This is a genomic window from Geotalea daltonii FRC-32, from assembly GCF_000022265.1.
GTDB classification, from domain to species: domain Bacteria; phylum Desulfobacterota; class Desulfuromonadia; order Geobacterales; family Geobacteraceae; genus Geotalea; species Geotalea daltonii.
On record NC_011979.1, the window covers coordinates 1241348 to 1257521 of the forward strand.

Genomic DNA, 16174 nt, shown 5'->3' on the forward strand with positions numbered 1-16174 from the left:
GTTTATTTTGACTTTTACCCTCCTGTATGTTAGAAGTATTCACTTTTTATCGTTTTTTCCCTCTCCCTGCTTGTGAAAATCGATTCATTGCCACTGGCACCGTACACTGGTAATTTTATCTAATTCGAGTTTGAGGAAAAGTTTAATGCACCACTTTCAGTACAAGGGGCACGATCTCTATGCCGAAGATGTGGCGATCAAGGACATCGTCGCCAAGATCGGCAGCCCCTTCTACGTCTATTCCCAGGCCACCCTAGAGCGCCATTTCCGCGCCATGGACGAGGCTTTTGCTACCGTTTCCCATACCATCTGCTATTCGATGAAGGCCAATTCCAACCTGGCGGTGGTGAAGAACTTCGTCAATCTGGGTGGCGGCGTCGATATCGTCTCCGGCGGTGAGCTGTACCGGGCGCTGAAGGCGGGGGCGAGTCCTTCGAAAGTCGTCTACTCCGGCGTCGGCAAGAAGGACGACGAGATCGAGTACGCCCTCAACACCGGCATCCTCATGTTCAACGTGGAGTCGGAGCAGGAGCTGACCCGCATCTCCGAGATCGCCAACCGCATGGGCAGGAAGGCCGGGATCGCCATCCGCGTCAATCCTGACGTTGATCCCCAGACCCATCCCTATATCACCACAGGTCTCAAGAATGCCAAGTTCGGCATCACCATCGACCGCGCCATTGAAGAGTACAGGCGGGCCAAGGGCCTGCCGGGCATCGAAATCCTCGGCATCGACTGCCACATTGGCAGCCAGCTGACCAAAGTCAGCCCCTTCGTCGACGCAATCAAGAAGCTGAAGAATGTCATCGGCAAGCTGAAGGAGATGGGCATCAGCCTCACGTACTTCGACCTTGGCGGCGGTTTGGGCATCCAGTACAACGACGAGGCACCACCCCTGCCGGCCGATTACGGCAGCGAGATCATCAAAGAGACCAAGGACTTGGGCATGCACCTCATTTTCGAGCCGGGGCGTAATCTGGTGGGCAACGCCGGTATTCTGGTGGCCAAGACTCTCTACATCAAGCACCGCGACGAAAAGAACTTCATAGTGATCGACGCCGGCATGAACGATCTGGCCCGCCCGGCCCTCTACGGCTCCTTCCATGGCATAAAACCGGTGGTCAAAAACCAGGACGGCACCATCACCGCCGATATCGTCGGCCCCATCTGCGAGTCGGGGGACTTCCTGGCCAAGGACCGTGAGGTGCCCATGTTCAAACAGGGAGACCTGATGGCCTTCATGTCCGCCGGCGCCTACGGTTTCGCCATGTCCAGCTCCTACAACAGCCGTCCCCGCGTTGCCGAGGTCATGGTCAAGGGGAACAAGTTCGAGGTTATCCGCGAGCGGGAGACGGTGGAAGACCTGATGAAGGGTGAAAAAGTTCCTTCGTTCCTGTAGACTAAATAATATATGGGCAAGACCCTGTCTTTGCCTGGATAAGGCAGACACACCCCGGTCTTGACCCAAACGGAGGTTGCATATGTTCAAAGGAAGCATTGTCGCCATTGTCACACCATTCAACAAAGGTGTGGTGGATGAAAAAAAACTGCGGGAACTGGTGGAATTCCAGATTGCCGGTGGCACCGATGCCATCGTGCCGTGCGGCACCACGGGAGAGTCCTCCACCCTGGACTACGAGGAGCATGACCGGGTCATCGAGATCGTTGTCCAACAGGTGAACAAGCGGGTTCCGGTCATTGCCGGCACCGGCTCCAATTCCACCCGCGAAGCAATCGAAATGACCGAGCATGCCAAGCAGCTCGGCGCCGACGGCGCGCTGCTCGTTACCCCATACTACAACAAGCCGACCCAGGAAGGGCTCTATCGCCACTACATGGCCGTTGCCGAGGCAGTGGCGCTCCCCCAGATCCTCTACAACGTTCCGGGGCGCACTGGTGTCAACCTGCTGCCGGAGACGGTGGCACGGCTGGCCGAGCACAAGAATATCGTTGCCATCAAGGAAGCGACCGGCTCCCTGCAGCAGGCCTCGGAAGTGCTGGCCCTGTGCGGCGACAAGATCGACGTCCTCTGCGGTGACGACTTCATCACCTTTCCCATGATGGCCTGCGGCGCCAAGGGGGTCATATCCGTCGTGGCCAACATCATGCCCAAAGAGGTCGCCGCCCTGGTGGACGCCTTCTTTGCCGGCAAGATGGAAGAAGCCCGTCAGTGGCACCTGAAGCTGTTGAAGATTTCCAATGCCATGTTCATCGAGAGCAATCCGGTTCCGGTGAAGACCGCTGTCGGCCTGATGGGCAAGGCGAGCGACGAGGTCAGGCTGCCGTTGGCGCCGATGTCAGATGCAAATAAAAATAAGCTCATCTCTGTTATGAAAGAGTACAAGCTTATCTAAATCGATTTACCACTAAGACACGAAGGACACGAAGTAAACCAATAGATTATACCTTTTGTTTTCTTCGCGTTCTTCGTGCCTTCGTGGTGAGACAAGGGGTTTTCCAATGGTGAAAGTTGCCGTTTGCGGTGCCGCTGGCCGCATGGGTCAAAGAATTATCGTTGCAATAACCGAAGCCGAAGGAGCGGAGCTTTCCGGTGCCCTGGAACGGCCAGGGCATCCGTTGGTCGGCCAGGATGCAGGCATCCTGGCGGGTTGCGGCGAACTCAAGGTGAAGATCAGCGACGACATCAATGCCGTCGTCGAAGGGTGCGACGTGTTGATCGACTTCACCACTCCAAAGGTTTCCCTGAAGAACCTTGAGGCGTGCGCCCTGAAGAAGAAGTCCATCGTCATCGGCTCCACTGGCTTCACTCCGGAAGAACGGGTACTGGCCGCCGAGCTGGCCAGGGATATTCCGGCGGTGCTTGCCCCCAACATGAGCGTGGGGGTCAACGTCTGCTTCAAGGTCCTGAAGGATGTGGCCAAGACTCTGGGTGACGACTTCGACGTGGAGATCGTCGAGCTGCACCACAACAAGAAGAAGGATGCCCCTTCCGGTACAGCCGTCCGCATGGGTGAGGTGGTGGCCGAGGCTTTGGGCCGCGATTACAACAAGGTGGCCAACTATCACCGCGAGGGGATCTGCGGCGAGCGCACCAAGGAAGAGATCGGCATGCAGACCGTGCGCGGCGGCGATATCATCGGCGAGCACACCGTCTACTTCATAGGCATGGGTGAACGGATCGAGATCTCCCATCGAGCCATGACCAGGGACATGTTCTCACGCGGATCTGTTCGGGCGGCTAAATGGGTCGTTGGCAAAAAGCCGGGGCTGTACGATATGCAGGATGTATTGGGGCTGAAGTAGCATCTCCAAGGAGCGGGATCATGCTATCTTTTTTGGACCTGGAACGGCTGAAAGAGCGGATCACTGAGGTTATGCATCCGGATAAGATCTACCTGTTCGGTTCGTATGCCAACGGAAATGCCACCGATGAAAGCGACGTGGATATTCTTGTGGTCATGGACTCCGAGCTCCCTCCGCACAAGCGGAATGTTGCCGTCAAAAGGTTGTTCCCCCAGCGGACCTTTTCCCTGGATGCTTTCGTCTACACACCCCAGGAGTTTGCGCGCTACAAGGATATTCCCGGTACACTGATCTACAACGCGGCACATTACGGCAGGTTGCTGCATGGATGAGGTGACGGCGGAGATTGTCCGGCAATGGTTCCACAAGGCAGAGCACGACCTGCAAAACATCCGCAATAACTTGGCTGCCGAAAACATTCCCACCGATACGGTCTGCTTTCATGCACAACAAGCGATAGAGAAGCTGCTGAAAGGTGTGCTGGTTGCAAATGCCCGCAATATCTCCAAAACTCACGATCTGGTTAAGTTGCTTACCGATGTGGCCGATATTCTTCCCGAACTGTTGACATACGAGGAGCAGTTAGAGGAAATCTCGGAATATGGAGTCGGTGTGCGTTATCCAGATGACTTTTTCGAGCCGACTCTGGAGGAAGCCCAATATGCCTTTCAGGTTGCAGTAGAAATAGAGACGATTATTTTGAATAAGATCACCCTTGAATACAATGCATAAGGAGAGCACTACGCAATGGCAAAAATCAATGATAACTACCTGAAACTGAAAGCAGGCTATCTGTTCCCCGAAATCGGCCGCCGGGTGCGGGCTTTTGCCGAGGCCAACCCCTCTGCCAAGGTCATCCGTCTCGGCATTGGCGACGTGACCCGTCCCCTGGCCCCGGCTGTGCTGAAGGCTTTCCACGATGCGGTGGACGACCTGGCTACCACCGACAAGTTTGCCGGCTATGGCCCGGAACAGGGCTATGACTGGCTGATTAACGCCATCATCGACAAATCCTACAAGCCCCTCGGCGTTTCCCTCAAGACCGAGGAGATTTTCATCTCCGACGGCTCCAAGTGCGACTGCGCCAATATCCTCGACATCTTCGCCATGGACAACGTGGTGGCCATCGGCGACCCCGTCTACCCGGTCTACAACGACACCAACGTCATGATTGGCCGCACCGGTGAGGCCGACGAAAAGGGCTATTACAAGGGGATAGTCTACATGCCCTGTAACGAGGCCAACGGCTTCATCCCCGAGCTCCCCAAGGAGAAGGTGGACATCATCTATCTCTGCTTCCCCAACAATCCCACCGGCACCGTGGCCAGCAAGGCCGAGCTGAAGAAATGGGTCGATTACGCCAACGCCAACGACGCCGTCATCTTCTTCGACGCCGCCTACGAGGCCTTCATCACCGATCCGTCCATTCCCCACTCTATCTACGAGATCGAAGGGGCCAAGAAGTGCGCCATCGAATTCCGCTCTTTCAGTAAGACCGCCGGCTTCACCGGCGTCCGCTGCGGCCTGGTGGTCGTGCCCGAAGAGGTGATGGGAACTACCGCTGACGGCGAGCGATACAGCTTCAACCGTCTCTGGCTGCGTCGCACCACCACCAAGTTCAACGGTGCCTCCTACCCGGTACAGCGCGCTGCTGCTGCCGTCTATAGTGACGAGGGATGGAAGCAGACCAAAGAGGTCATCGACTACTACATGGAGAACGCCCGCATCATTCGTGAAGGTTTGAAGGAAGTCGGCGTTACCGTTTTCGGCGGTGTCGATGCTCCATACATTTGGCTCAAAACCCCAGGTGGCATGACCAGCTGGGACTTCTTCGACAAACTCCTCACCGAATGCAATGTGGTCGGGACGCCGGGCTCAGGCTTCGGGCCGAGCGGGGAGGGGTACTTCCGGTTGTCGGCCTTCGGTCATCGGGAGAATGTGATTGAAGCGGTGGAGAGGATAAAGAAGAACCTTAAGTAGATAAAAAGGGCGCCCTCAACGGCGCCTTTTTTTTACACCAACGCACTAACAAATGCGATTTTTGTTCCCACTTTGGGAATAATTTTGCTTGCCATTTTATTGGGAACTGTTATACAAACTAAATGAGAGTTATCGCAAAGAAAACATTGCGCCAATTTTGGGAGAGATTTCCCGATGCAGAAGACGCCTTGAAATCCTGGCATGCAGAGACGGAGGCTGCTGCGTGGCAAACCCCAGCTGAAGTAAAGGCACAGTTCCATAGTGCCAGCATTGTCAAGGATAGCAGGGTCGTCTTCAATATCTGTGGTAACAAGTATCGGCTGGTGGTGAAGATAAGCTATAAAAATGGGATTGTTCTTATCAGGTTTGTCGGTACCCACAAGGAATACGACGCGGTAGATGTCGAGGTGGTGTGATGATCCACAAAATCATAAAAAACGAAAACGATTATGCAATAGCCTTGGCCCGCATAGATGAGCTAATAGATGCCGATCTAGGCACCCCCGATGGAGATGAACTGGAACTGCTGGTTACACTGGTTGAATTGTATGAAAACAAGGCTCATCCTATCGGTTTTCCCGACCCCATCGAAGCCATTAAATTCCGCATGGGACAGGCGGGACTGAAGCAGAAGGATCTCATACCGTTTATTGGCAGTCGTAGCAAGGTTTCCGAGGTATTATCGCGCCAGCGCCCACTGAGCATTGCCATGATACGTAAGCTTCACGAGGGACTGGGAATCCGGGCGGAAGTTCTTTTGCGTGAGCCGGAAACCAAAGGTGTACCTGCTTCTGAAGGGATAGAGTGGGAACGGTTTCCCTTGGCTGAAATGGTCAAAAGGAAATGGCTGCCTCATTTTGAAGGCACTATTAACGAGGCAAAGAAGCAGATCGCCGAATTGATCGGTGGCTGGGCAGCCCATGTCGGTGCTGACACACTGCAGCCGGCACTTCTACGACAGCATGTGCGTTCTGGAAGTGAGGTAGATAACTATGCCCTGGCCGCATGGAGGATTCGGGTCTCGCTGCAGGCTCAGGAGCAGAAGATACCACGATATCAGCCAGGCACGGTAACAACAGACTTCATTCGTGACCTTGTCCGGCTGAGCTACCTTGATAATGGGCCTCTTCTGGCTCGGGAATACCTTCTGAAGAGCGGTATCCACTTCGTGGTGGAAGAGCATCTTCCCCATACCCACTTGGATGGAGCTGCCGTAATGCTTCAGAACGGTTCACCGCTTGTGGCGTTGACCCTCCGCCACGACAGGCTGGACAACTTCTGGTTCACCCTGTGTCATGAGTTGGCACATGTCGCGTTGCATTTTGATGGCGGGGAGTGTGATGCTTTCTTCGACGACCTTGACCAAGCAGAAATAGATTTATTCGAGAAGGATGCTGATCATTGGGCAACTGAGGCGCTTATTCCGTCTGAACTGTGGCATGCAGCCGACATGGAACGAAACCCGTCGACGCGGAGGATTATCGACTTTGCAGCCAGTCTCAGGATCAGTCCGGCAATCCCTGCGGGCCGCATCCGTAAGGAAAAGCAGAATTACAGGATATTCAGCGGCCTGCTTGGCTATAAACAGGTGCGCACCTTAGTTATGCAAGGCATCTAGGAAAAAGCGATCCATGTTTATCTACTTTTAGTGCCATACGAATCCCTTTCGCTTTCCCTCATAAATGCTGAACACAAGGCTTTTTCTGTTCGGCTCCAGCGGTGAAGGCTTCTTCCAGCTGCCGGCCTTCGGGTATCGTGAGAATGTGATTGAGGTGGTGGAGACGATAAATTGAAATTTGGAGTAGAAGATGTTTAACTGAAAAGGCGGCGGGAAGGCCGCCTTTTTTACACTAAAAGGTTGAATGCCCGCATTTATCTAACATGGAGTTCCGATGTGTCCAGCTTGAACTCGTCATATATTCCGAGTTTCTTCATTATGACAGGTAAGATTTGATGAATCGTTCTCATACCCATGAGGAGTTCATTAATATAAATATCTGGATGAATTCGCGAGGCGTTAAATCCCAGACTTTCGGCCTCAGCTTCATGTCCGAGGTCGTCATGGGAGTCAAAGACTAGCCCCAGAAGCTCTGCTCTCAACGGAACACCGGTGCGGAAGGCTCGATCTTTTACGATATTGATCCATTCTTCATAGTCCTTCAAAACTTTATGTCTGTGCTCTCTGAATTTAGGCGCAAATGCTTCGTCCACATCAATCTTACAAGCAGCGAGATCTATCAGGCATGGCTCAATATTGTCAGCAGCTGTTCCTACTAACTCAAGATCATCGTCGTCTATCAGTTCAGCAATATACGCGGCATAGAACCCGTAAACATCATTCAGTGATATGTAGATCTTGTAGATCAGAGCTGAATACGGGTTCTTCTCAAGAAAAACCGTAACTTCATCACCAAGGCCATCGGTAAAAACATTATTGAAGTCGGTTTCTAATTCATCAGGGAATTTTTTAGGTATATCTACACCAATCTCCCTGAGAACATGGAATGTTTCCCAGCACAAAAGCCTCAGTTCGTCATTTAGGGAGTAAGTGTTGTATCCAGTTTCGGCATTTTCTATAGCAATCTCGGCCAGAAAATGAATGAGTTTTTCCCACTTATTCGCCTCTTGAAGAGAGCCTGCCCACAGCACGAACGAAGGGTCTTTGTCACCGATAGCCAAAATTTTTCGAAATTTTTCTTCCATTTCATGTGACATATGCTCTTTATTCTTCCATTTGCTGATTTGAGTGGGTGACACCCCGAGGCGAACAGCGAGTTCTTTCTGACTGCACGACAAAGTCTTCAACGCGAGTTGTACCAGGTCTTCAGTATGCATTTCGATACTCCCTTCATAGTAGTTTAGTAAAATCGCCTAATTTCTAGGTAATTTTACTTTTAACAATTATTTAGTAATTACGCAACTTAATTTAGTAAATTAGAATGTAAAAAGAATTTACATATTCCATCTGCATTGCGGCCCGCACCAAAGAACGAGGGTATAAGGGGATGGAGTCCGGTCTGGGCTTCCCGCCACATAGCGAAGGAAATGGGGTCAAGGAAATGGGGTCAAAAGGAAATGGGGTCAGGCTTTGCATTTAAAAGGAAATGGGGTCAGGCTTTGCATTTGGTGATTTGCCTGGTATAGTTGCCATAATTCTAGTAAATCTGCATGTATGTGTATGGGGGGAGAAATGGCATTACCACAATTGGTAAAGCAGTTAGTCGAAAAGAAACTTTCCGACTACTGCAAAAGTAAAGTTTCGCCGGAGCTATCCGAGAAAATCCGCATGGGCTTTCGCATCAGACGTGACAACGTGACCCTCTTTGAATCGCGCCCGTCTTTTCCAGAACCGAGTCATTGGGTTGAAATTCCTGTTGCCCAATTCCGCTTCGATCCTGGCACCGGACTGTGGACCCTGTACTGCGCAGACCGGAACTCCCGCTGGCATTACTATGTGGATGTAGATCCCAGCAAAAATCTTCAAAACTTGCTGAAGGAAGTTGACCAGGATCCAACCGGCATATTCTGGGGGTAGAACATGGCACGCAAGCCGCGTATCCATCATCCAGGCGCCTTTTACCACGTGATCCTCCGGGGCAACGGAAAGCAGGACATTTTCTTCGACGACCAGGACCGGTACCGCCTTTATTTGCTGCTGCAAGAAAGTGTTGAGCGCTTCCGATGCCGCATTCACGCATTCTGTCTGATGTCCAATCATATCCATCTGGTGGTGCAGGTGTCAGATATTCCCCTGTCACGCATCATGCAGAATGTTTCCTTCCGGTACACCCGCTGGATCAACTGGCGGCATGATCGCTCGGGCCATCTTTTTCAGGGACGATATAAGGCCATTCTAGTCGATGAAGATGCGTACCTTCTGGAGTTAGTGCGCTATATCCACCTTAACCCCCTACGGGCGAACATGGTCAAAATTATCGGTGAATATCCCTGGATTGGCCATAATGCCTACCTGGGAAAGGAAAAGTTGCCTTGGCTGCATGCCGATACGGTTCTGGAAATGCTTTCTCCAAGAAAAAAGACGGCTATTGCAGCCTATGCTGGATTTGTCGAGGAAGGCTGTGCGGGACAGCGGAGATGTGACTTCCATGGAGAGGGCATATCCGACAGCCGGATATTGGGCGAAGAAGATTTTGTTCAAACTGTGATCGGGGATGCGGAGATGTTGCATGTCAGGATCACCGTTGAGGATGTCATATCTACCGTCTGCAAATATTACGAGACGGTGGAGGAAAAGCTTGCCAGTCCGGGCAAGAGCCGTGCGCTGTCCCATGCTCGCGGTATGGCGGCGTGGATTGTTCAGGACGTGTCGAGCTGTTCGCTGACGGATTTGGGCTGTCGTGTCAGCAGGGATATATCTTCACTAAGTGCAGCGGCTAACCGGCTACAGTTGCGGTCAACATCAGAAAAGGCTCTCATGCGGGAGAAAGAGGAACTCTGGGCGAAGATGCAGCAAATAACCACATGCAAAGCCTGACCCCAACTCAGACCCAACTCAGACCTGGGCGAAGATGCAGCAAATAACCACATGCAAAGCCTGACCCCAACTCAGACCCAGACCCAACTCAGACCTGGGCGAAGATGCAGCAAATAACCACATGCAAAGCCTGACCCCAACTCAGACCATAACCACATGCAAAGCCTGACCCCAACTCAGACCTGACCCCAACTCAGACCCAACTCAGACCCAACTCAGACCTAGTTATCCTTTTTATTTAGACATTCAACTAAATGTATAAAAATTTAATTCTGGTAAGCTCGATATATTGTTTGCAGTTCTGGGACATCTACGATTGGCCTCCACCTGCCCGTCTAAGCTCGTCTGCCCCGCCTCCCCTCCCTGCTACCTCTTCTTTATTTCCACATCCCTTGCACGCTCTGCGTGCAATCCAGCCTCAATAATGCACGCAATGCATTGTAGTAATTTAATAAATATTTGCTATTGTGCCCCCGGCAGTCAATTTGTTCACGGCAAAAGCGGTAAATCTATCGGAAGGGAGGATCTGTCTGCGTCAGTAACACCAGTCTTTGCAGTGAACTCAACCCAAATTAAAGGAGGAAAAAATGAAAAAGCTTATCTCATCGTTCGCTGTACTTACTCTGTTGGTTGCTGCCAATGCCTATGCCGGTGTCTGGAACCCATCGGTGCACATCTCGGAAATAGAAGTTAACAGTGACGTTGCAGGGGCGGGGTCGCGGGCTTTCCTCATTTTACAAGAAGGGGCGGCCAGCAAACCGGCTTGTGGTGCTGCAACGCCCTATGTTCAATTGCAGGGAACCACGGAAAATATCCGCAATCTCATCGGTATCGCTACGACGGCATTTATCAATAGCCGGCCCGTTGGCGTCTTCTTTGACGGAACCTGCACCGGGCCTTATGCCAACGTCGCCGGTCTGGCCCTTCGCTGAGGGGGTCAAGTCCTCTGGCTCGATGAGGTTTTCACTTGGCACTTAAATTAGTTTCCGTCCGGAAATGGTGCTTTTCCGCCCTAGCGGTGTCAATCTGCAGGATCGCTTGTGCGGCGTACCGATGTACGCCTCCGCGCATCCCTTGATTTTCTTGCCAGAACGAAAAATCCCTCCTTGCCGATCCGGAAACCAAAAGTTTCACATCCGGAGTTTCCGGATGGAAACAAATTAAGAGACTAAGTCAACGTTTAGGAGGGAGCATGCGGCGAACATCTTGGGCAAAGTTTTCATTATTATTGACTGGGGCGATACTGTTGCTGCCACTGCAAGGCTTTGCAGCAACTCAGATTTCCGTTTTACCGTTTACCATTTCGCAACCGGGTTCCTATGTCGTGTCACAAAATCTGACCAGCAGTGGTGATGGCATCAGTGTCCAGGCCAGCAATGTAGCCATAGACCTGAATGGGTTCACCCTTTCCGGCTCAGGTTCAGGAAATGGTGTAGTGGTAACTTCCGGGAGCAACATTCAAATCTCGAATGGAACGATAACAGGGTTCACATCAGGTGTAGAGGTGTCGGAATGGAATAACAATGTCAGGGTCGCCAGTGTGAATGCTATAGGAAATAGCCTCTGGGGCATTCATCTGTTCGGCACGAACAACCAGGTTAAGGGATGCACGGTTACGGGCAGCTCATACATTGGCATCCGCGTGGGCAGTGGGTCCAGAGTTGAAGATAACAATCTCTTCAATAATGGCCATGGAATTATTGCTACCGATGGCAATACGACTATCGCAGGAAACACCGTGACCAGCAGCCTGTATAATGGCATTACCAATGGTGTGGCATGCCTGGTAAAAAACAATACCGTTACTTATAGTGCAAGTTATGGGATTGCGACCAATGCAGGGTCTTTGTACGACGGAAATGTAACATATGGAAACCTTGTGAACATTACTGGGTGTAGTAACTGTAGCTTCGGGCTTAATGCCCAGAATTAGTAGTTTAGTGTCCATCCGGATGTGACACGAACAGTTTCCAGATTGGAAAGCGGGGATTTTTTTACCTGGCAAGGACACTCCCCATATTTCGTATTATGCACGGCGGCCAATCGGCCGCCTTTGCTATTTTTCACTAAGAAAGGAAAGCATGATTCCGTTTCATAAATTTCTTAACTAATAAACAATAAGGCTTTAAAGCTTATTAGCGGATTGCATAATGAAACTATCGTTAAATAGCAACAGGTGTCAGAAAAGTAAAACCCTCTAAGGTTTACCAGGAGCCTCTATGTTTACCGAGGTATCGCCACGCGGCGGCAGGCTGGTGCTGCAGCAGAAAGGGCCGGACGGTTACAGCGCCTTTTTGCCCAACCCTCTGCCGCCAAATCCGCCGCTTCTGATCGACGACGAAATGAGCCGGCTGATGGAACTGGCGAACCGGGCGCTGGGGCGTCTGGACGGATGCACATATACGCTCCCCAACCCGGACCTGTTCCTCTATATGTACGTCCGCAAAGAGGCGGTCCTCAGCTCCCAGATCGAGGGAACGCAGGCATCGCTGGACGATCTGCTGGCGTTTGAAGGCGAAATCGACGGGAAGAGTTCGTCTGACGACATCAACGAGGTATCCAATTACGTGGATGCCATGAATTACGGCCTTGAGTGGCTGCGGGAACTCCCCTTGAGCCTGCGGCTGATAAAGGAAATCCATGCTCGGCTGATGTCAGGCATCAGAGGGGGGCATAAGAGTCCCGGCGAGTTCCGGACGACCCAGAACTGGATCGGTGGCACCAGGCCGGGCAACGCCGCCTTCGTGCCGCCGCTGGCCAATGAACTGCTCTCCTGTCTGGGCGAGTTGGAGAAATTCCTGCACGATGAGACGGTACCGCCGCTGCTCAAGGCCGGCCTCGCCCATGCCCAGTTCGAGACTATCCACCCCTTCCTGGATGGTAACGGCAGAATGGGACGGTTGTTGATCGCTTTCATTCTCTGTCACGACCAGGTACTGGAAAAGCCGCTGCTGTACTTGAGCCTCTTTTTCAAGAAGCATCGCCAGGAGTATTACGAACGGCTCAATGCCGTAAGAAAGGATGGCGACTGGGAAGGGTGGATCAAGTATTATCTGCAGGGGGTCTATGAAATATCAAAACAGGCGACAGATGCCGCCAAGGCGATCATGGATCTGATGGCCGTCGACCGGCAGAAGCTGACAGGACTGGGGAAGGCGGCGCCCACTGCCATGGCTCTGCTCAATCTGCTCTATCGCCGTCCCTACGTGAGCATCGCCATTGTCGCACGGGAGCTCGGCATCAGCTCACCGGCAGCGGGCAAGGCGGTCAACAACCTGGCAGCGCTCAGCATTCTGAAGGAAGTGAGCGGCAAAAAAAAGAGACCGGATTTTTCTCCATGAGGCCTATCTGGCCATCATCAGGGAAGGGACCGAACTCTTTTCGTAATAATTTGGAGAACTTTCTTCTCAGCCTATCCCATACAAAAAGAGGCCAAGGGACGCGCGCCCCTTGGCCTTTTAGTTTCTGTGACTGTTTGATCGCCTATTACAGTTTCACATCCAGTTCATTCTGGAAAATTTGCTCACGCACCTGCTTTTTCCTGATCAGCACCAGTTCACCGCTGCAGGTTTTCATGACTGCCCCCGGCTTGCGGTGGGAGTTGTAATTTTCCGGTGACATGCTCTCGGAATAGGCCCCAGTGCCGCCAATGACCACATAGTCGCCGATTTCCGGTTCGATGATCATGACCGGCACGATATTGCCCTCCTTGTCCAGGCGCACCGAGTCGCCGCTTTCGCAGCAGCGGCCGACGATGCCGAAGGATTTAAGCCCCGCCGTGGGGGTCTGATCATACTCGCTGGAGAGTAAGGTGCTGTCCTGGCTTACGATGGCAATGGGATGCTCTGAGCCGTACAGGAGCGGGCGGGTCAAGAGTTCCATGCCGCCGTCGACGATGAGGAAATTCATGCCGTTGGTCAGTTTCTTATCGATGATGCGGGTGACGATATGGCCAGAGTTGGCTACCACATAGGTGCCCGGCTCGATCTCCATCTTCAGTTCCCGGCCGGTGGCCGCCTTGAATTCCTCAATCCGCTGCTTGGCATAGGCACCCAGGGAGGCGATGTCGGCCTGTTTTTCCCCCGGCATTCTGGCCACCTTCAGCCCGCCGCCAAAACTTACCGTGGTGGCATCGGGGAAGTAGGTCTTGACGAAGCCCAACTCTCGATCGATGTTCTCCCGCCATTTTTCCGGATCGCCACCGGAACCGATGTGCACGTGTACCTGGGTAAAGCGCAGCCCCTGCTCGGCGGCCAGGGCCTTGACCTTGGGAACATCGTTCAGATGGACACCGAAGCAGGAATATTCGCTGCCGGTGTCGCGGGTGGCGCTTTCTCCGCCGCCTGCTGCGCCCGGATGGACCCGGATCGACAGGTCGATAGTGTTGGCTTTGGCAAAGTCGGCAATCAGTTGAAACTGGGTCATGGAGCAGACGTTGTACTTGAGGCCTGCTTTGATCATCGACTCCAGTTCGGCGCGTTCCTCATCGGCCGGCACCTCCTGGGTGGTCAGCATCATCCGGCTATAGGGAATGCCGGCGGCATGGGCACGGGCCGCTTCATCGACCGACGAGCAGTCCAGATCCAGTCCTTTGTTGGTGACGACCCGCAGGACGGTGCGATCCGAATTGGCCTTCATGGCGTAGCGCACGTGCAGGCCGTAGGCGTTGGGCATGTTCAGCAGCTGTTCACAGCTGTTTTCGATGTATGCCTGATCGTGCAGATATATCGGCGTTCCCCACTGCTGGGCAATTTGGGGGATGAGTGTTGCATCGAGTTTAGTCGGACCAAAGTGTTTCATCGTCATTCTTACACCCTCATAATTTGATATGACACTGCATTTTAGTCTTTAGACAAAATGAAGAGATGGACATCTCTTTTAACATTTTCGACTGCTATGGTGCAAGATATCTGTGGAATTTTGTTGCGTAACGGTGGCGTTATGGGGACAGCACATTTATTCCAAAGTGGGCCAGTGCCCCCTTTGCCATTTTAATGCTTGAAATTTTGCGGTTTAATGAGCGAAAATGCGCAGCAATGAATATCAGTTTCTTCCTTAATGAAACAACCACAGTTCCAATGCCTTTATGATGACCCACGATTCCCCTTTCATCTATCGCCCCATCGGCATCCTCCAATCCCCCTATGCACGCCGCATCGACGCACCCCATCAGAGCACAGTGGTGGCAGGCACGAAAACCGGGGATTTCGCCATGGCTACCCTGGAACTGCAGCAGTGGCTGGACGAGAAGGTCATTCAGGATCTGAGCGGCTTCGACCGGCTCTGGCTCATCTTCGCCTTTCATCTGAGTGAAGGCTGGAGAAGCAGTGTCAAACCCCCTCGCGGCGGACCGAAGCGGGGCGTCCTGGCCACCCGCTCCCCCCATCGCCCCAATTCCATCGGCCTGTCGGCTGTGGAACTGGTAACGATCGAAGGGAGGACACTCCATCTGCGCGGTGTGGATCTCTTGGATGGAACACCCGTTCTGGATATCAAACCCTATGTCCCCTATGCGGATGCCTTTCCAGACGCCAAAGCCGGTTGGATCGATGAACTGGATGCAACGCTCGGGCGTCATTCTGCGCCGGGGCCCCGAAAGCCCAGGTGACCGTTTGATCTGTCGGAAAATAAGGTGGATGTCGCTTCAATGCTGTGGTACATTTTAACTAGCTAGGCTGTCTAGCTAGCTAAGGGAGCTCCTATGAAATCTAAAAAAACGGATCGCTTGCCCCATGACCGTGAATGGCAGCTTCAGGAAGCCAAGAACCGCTTGAGCCAGGTAATTAAACTGGCTCAGCATGATGGTCCGCAGACGATTACCCTACGCGGCAAACCTTCTGCTGTCGTCGTATCGTTTGATGAGTATCGCAAGCTGACCGTGCCGCGTACCGGCCTGGCCAAGTTTTTCAAGGAATCTCCCCTGCGTGATGTGGAGCTCGATCTCAGCCGCAGTGCCGATATATCCCGCGAGGTGGAGCTGTGAAATACCTGCTTGATACTTGTCTGATTTCCGAGCTGGTGAAAAAAGAGCCGAACCCTGCAGTGGTCAATTGGTTGGACGAGCAGGAAGAGCAATCCCTTTTTCTCAGTGTTCTGAATTTGGGAGAGTTGCAGAAAGGGATCAGCAAACTCCCCGATGGCTCCAAAAAAGATGAGCTTCAGGCCTGGGTCGCCCTTGACCTGGTGGAAAGGTTCACCGGACGCATCCTGGACATTGATCTGGAAACCGCTCTCTGCTGGGGGGAACTCCAGGGAATGGCGGAGCAGAAGGGAGAGAAGTTACCGGTAATGGATTCTCTCATTGCCGCCACCGCTACGGCCCATGGCTTGGTTGTGGTTACCCGCAATGTGAAGGATATGGAGCGATGTGGCGGAAGGGTTTGCAATCCGTGGGGGTGAGGTAGGCAGTTTCTACTTCACCCCTTGAAAGTAAAG

At 52.7% G+C, this 16174-nt stretch carries 18 protein-coding genes; 16 read left to right on the plus strand and 2 right to left on the minus strand.

All coding sequences use genetic code 11. The annotated features are described in order from the left end of the window. The first annotated feature begins 145 nt into the window (after positions 1–145). From lysA to GEOB_RS05655, 8 genes are all read left to right on the plus strand, one after another. Positions 146–1399, plus strand: a complete 1254-nt coding sequence (gene lysA / locus GEOB_RS05620) for a diaminopimelate decarboxylase (protein WP_012646218.1) — start codon at positions 146–148, stop codon at positions 1397–1399. Positions 1400–1481: 82 nt separating this feature from the next. Next, positions 1482–2354, plus strand: a complete 873-nt coding sequence (gene dapA, locus GEOB_RS05625) for a 4-hydroxy-tetrahydrodipicolinate synthase (RefSeq protein WP_012646219.1) — start codon at positions 1482–1484, stop codon at positions 2352–2354. Positions 2355–2460: 106 nt separating this feature from the next. Continuing rightward, positions 2461–3264, plus strand: coding sequence for a 4-hydroxy-tetrahydrodipicolinate reductase (gene dapB / locus GEOB_RS05630; protein ID WP_012646220.1), 804 nt, complete (start codon positions 2461–2463; stop codon positions 3262–3264). 20 nt (positions 3265–3284) lie between these two features. Next, complete coding sequence (locus tag GEOB_RS05635; protein ID WP_012646221.1) at positions 3285–3596, plus strand: nucleotidyltransferase domain-containing protein; 312 nt, start codon at positions 3285–3287, stop codon at positions 3594–3596. Continuing rightward, a complete protein-coding gene (locus tag GEOB_RS05640; RefSeq protein WP_012646222.1) occupies positions 3589–3996 on the plus strand; it encodes a HEPN domain-containing protein in 408 nt (135 codons plus the stop codon). The genes GEOB_RS05635 and GEOB_RS05640 overlap by 8 nt, the downstream gene beginning before the upstream one ends. A 15-nt stretch (positions 3997–4011) precedes the next feature. After that, a complete protein-coding gene (locus GEOB_RS05645) occupies positions 4012–5244 on the plus strand; it encodes an LL-diaminopimelate aminotransferase (RefSeq protein WP_012646223.1) in 1233 nt (410 codons plus the stop codon). A 188-nt stretch (positions 5245–5432) separates the two neighbouring features. Further along, positions 5433–5660, plus strand: coding sequence for a type II toxin-antitoxin system HigB family toxin (locus tag GEOB_RS05650; protein ID WP_230199019.1), 228 nt, complete (start codon positions 5433–5435; stop codon positions 5658–5660). Continuing rightward, a complete protein-coding gene (locus GEOB_RS05655; protein ID WP_012646225.1) occupies positions 5660–6862 on the plus strand; it encodes an ImmA/IrrE family metallo-endopeptidase in 1203 nt (400 codons plus the stop codon). Before GEOB_RS05650 ends, GEOB_RS05655 begins: the two co-directional genes overlap by 1 nt. 254 nt (positions 6863–7116) lie before the next feature. Here GEOB_RS05655 and GEOB_RS05660 read toward each other — a convergent pair whose 3' ends face one another. Then, positions 7117–8079, minus strand: coding sequence for a helix-turn-helix domain-containing protein (locus GEOB_RS05660; RefSeq protein ID WP_012646226.1), 963 nt, complete (start codon positions 8077–8079; stop codon positions 7117–7119). Positions 8080–8434: 355 nt separating this feature from the next. On the opposite strand from GEOB_RS05660, the gene GEOB_RS05665 reads away from it, so the two are divergent. From GEOB_RS05665 to GEOB_RS05685, 5 genes are all read left to right on the plus strand, one after another. Further along, positions 8435–8779, plus strand: a complete 345-nt coding sequence (locus tag GEOB_RS05665) for a DUF3024 domain-containing protein (protein WP_012646227.1) — start codon at positions 8435–8437, stop codon at positions 8777–8779. Positions 8780–8782: 3 nt separating this feature from the next. Then, entirely contained in the window at positions 8783–9739 is a 957-nt protein-coding gene (locus GEOB_RS05670) for a transposase (RefSeq protein WP_012646228.1), read from the plus strand. Between the two features lie 587 nt (positions 9740–10326). Next, entirely contained in the window at positions 10327–10671 is a 345-nt protein-coding gene (locus GEOB_RS05675; protein ID WP_012646229.1) for a hypothetical protein, read from the plus strand. A 260-nt stretch (positions 10672–10931) separates the two neighbouring features. Then, positions 10932–11672 carry a right-handed parallel beta-helix repeat-containing protein gene (locus GEOB_RS05680; protein ID WP_012646230.1) on the plus strand — a complete coding sequence of 247 codons (741 nt, stop codon included), beginning with the start codon at positions 10932–10934 and terminating at the stop codon, positions 11670–11672. 286 nt (positions 11673–11958) lie between these two features. Then, entirely contained in the window at positions 11959–13080 is a 1122-nt protein-coding gene (locus tag GEOB_RS05685; protein WP_012646231.1) for a Fic family protein, read from the plus strand. Positions 13081–13225: 145 nt separating this feature from the next. On the opposite strand, the gene GEOB_RS05690 is transcribed toward GEOB_RS05685, so the two are convergent. Beyond that, positions 13226–14545, minus strand: coding sequence for a diaminopimelate decarboxylase (locus tag GEOB_RS05690; RefSeq protein WP_012646232.1), 1320 nt, complete (start codon positions 14543–14545; stop codon positions 13226–13228). A 280-nt stretch (positions 14546–14825) separates the two neighbouring features. Between GEOB_RS05690 and tsaA the strand changes: the two genes are divergently transcribed. The 3 genes from tsaA (at position 14826) to GEOB_RS05705 (ending at position 16138) form a co-directional block, all read left to right on the plus strand. Then, entirely contained in the window at positions 14826–15347 is a 522-nt protein-coding gene (tsaA, locus tag GEOB_RS05695) for a tRNA (N6-threonylcarbamoyladenosine(37)-N6)-methyltransferase TrmO (protein WP_012646233.1), read from the plus strand. A gap of 93 nt (positions 15348–15440) precedes the next feature. Continuing rightward, positions 15441–15722, plus strand: a complete 282-nt coding sequence (locus GEOB_RS05700; RefSeq protein WP_012646234.1) for a type II toxin-antitoxin system Phd/YefM family antitoxin — start codon at positions 15441–15443, stop codon at positions 15720–15722. Then, positions 15719–16138 (plus strand): type II toxin-antitoxin system VapC family toxin, encoded by a 420-nt coding sequence (locus GEOB_RS05705; protein ID WP_012646235.1) that lies wholly within the window; start codon positions 15719–15721, stop codon positions 16136–16138. The genes GEOB_RS05700 and GEOB_RS05705 overlap by 4 nt, the downstream gene beginning before the upstream one ends. The last annotated feature ends 36 nt before the right edge of the window (positions 16139–16174 follow it).

Bases quoted from the DNA above. Each gene is read 5' to 3' on its own strand.
- GEOB_RS05680 (WP_012646230.1), top strand. From the start codon at position 10,932: ATGCGGCGAACATCTTGGGCAAAGTTTTCATTATTATTGACTGGGGCG.
- GEOB_RS05690 (WP_012646232.1), bottom strand. From the start codon at position 14,545: ATGACGATGAAACACTTTGGTCCGACTAAACTCGATGCAACACTCATC.
- GEOB_RS05635 (WP_012646221.1), top strand. From the start codon at position 3,285: ATGCTATCTTTTTTGGACCTGGAACGGCTGAAAGAGCGGATCACTGAG.
- GEOB_RS05685 (WP_012646231.1), top strand. From the start codon at position 11,959: ATGTTTACCGAGGTATCGCCACGCGGCGGCAGGCTGGTGCTGCAGCAG.
- GEOB_RS05645 (WP_012646223.1), top strand. From the start codon at position 4,012: ATGGCAAAAATCAATGATAACTACCTGAAACTGAAAGCAGGCTATCTG.
- GEOB_RS05640 (WP_012646222.1), top strand. From the start codon at position 3,589: ATGGATGAGGTGACGGCGGAGATTGTCCGGCAATGGTTCCACAAGGCA.
- GEOB_RS05665 (WP_012646227.1), top strand. From the start codon at position 8,435: ATGGCATTACCACAATTGGTAAAGCAGTTAGTCGAAAAGAAACTTTCC.
- lysA (WP_012646218.1), top strand. From the start codon at position 146: ATGCACCACTTTCAGTACAAGGGGCACGATCTCTATGCCGAAGATGTG.
- GEOB_RS05670 (WP_012646228.1), top strand. From the start codon at position 8,783: ATGGCACGCAAGCCGCGTATCCATCATCCAGGCGCCTTTTACCACGTG.
- GEOB_RS05675 (WP_012646229.1), top strand. From the start codon at position 10,327: ATGAAAAAGCTTATCTCATCGTTCGCTGTACTTACTCTGTTGGTTGCT.
- dapB (WP_012646220.1), top strand. From the start codon at position 2,461: ATGGTGAAAGTTGCCGTTTGCGGTGCCGCTGGCCGCATGGGTCAAAGA.
- GEOB_RS05660 (WP_012646226.1), bottom strand. From the start codon at position 8,079: ATGCATACTGAAGACCTGGTACAACTCGCGTTGAAGACTTTGTCGTGC.
- GEOB_RS05655 (WP_012646225.1), top strand. From the start codon at position 5,660: ATGATCCACAAAATCATAAAAAACGAAAACGATTATGCAATAGCCTTG.
- dapA (WP_012646219.1), top strand. From the start codon at position 1,482: ATGTTCAAAGGAAGCATTGTCGCCATTGTCACACCATTCAACAAAGGT.
- tsaA (WP_012646233.1), top strand. From the start codon at position 14,826: ATGATGACCCACGATTCCCCTTTCATCTATCGCCCCATCGGCATCCTC.
- GEOB_RS05700 (WP_012646234.1), top strand. From the start codon at position 15,441: ATGAAATCTAAAAAAACGGATCGCTTGCCCCATGACCGTGAATGGCAG.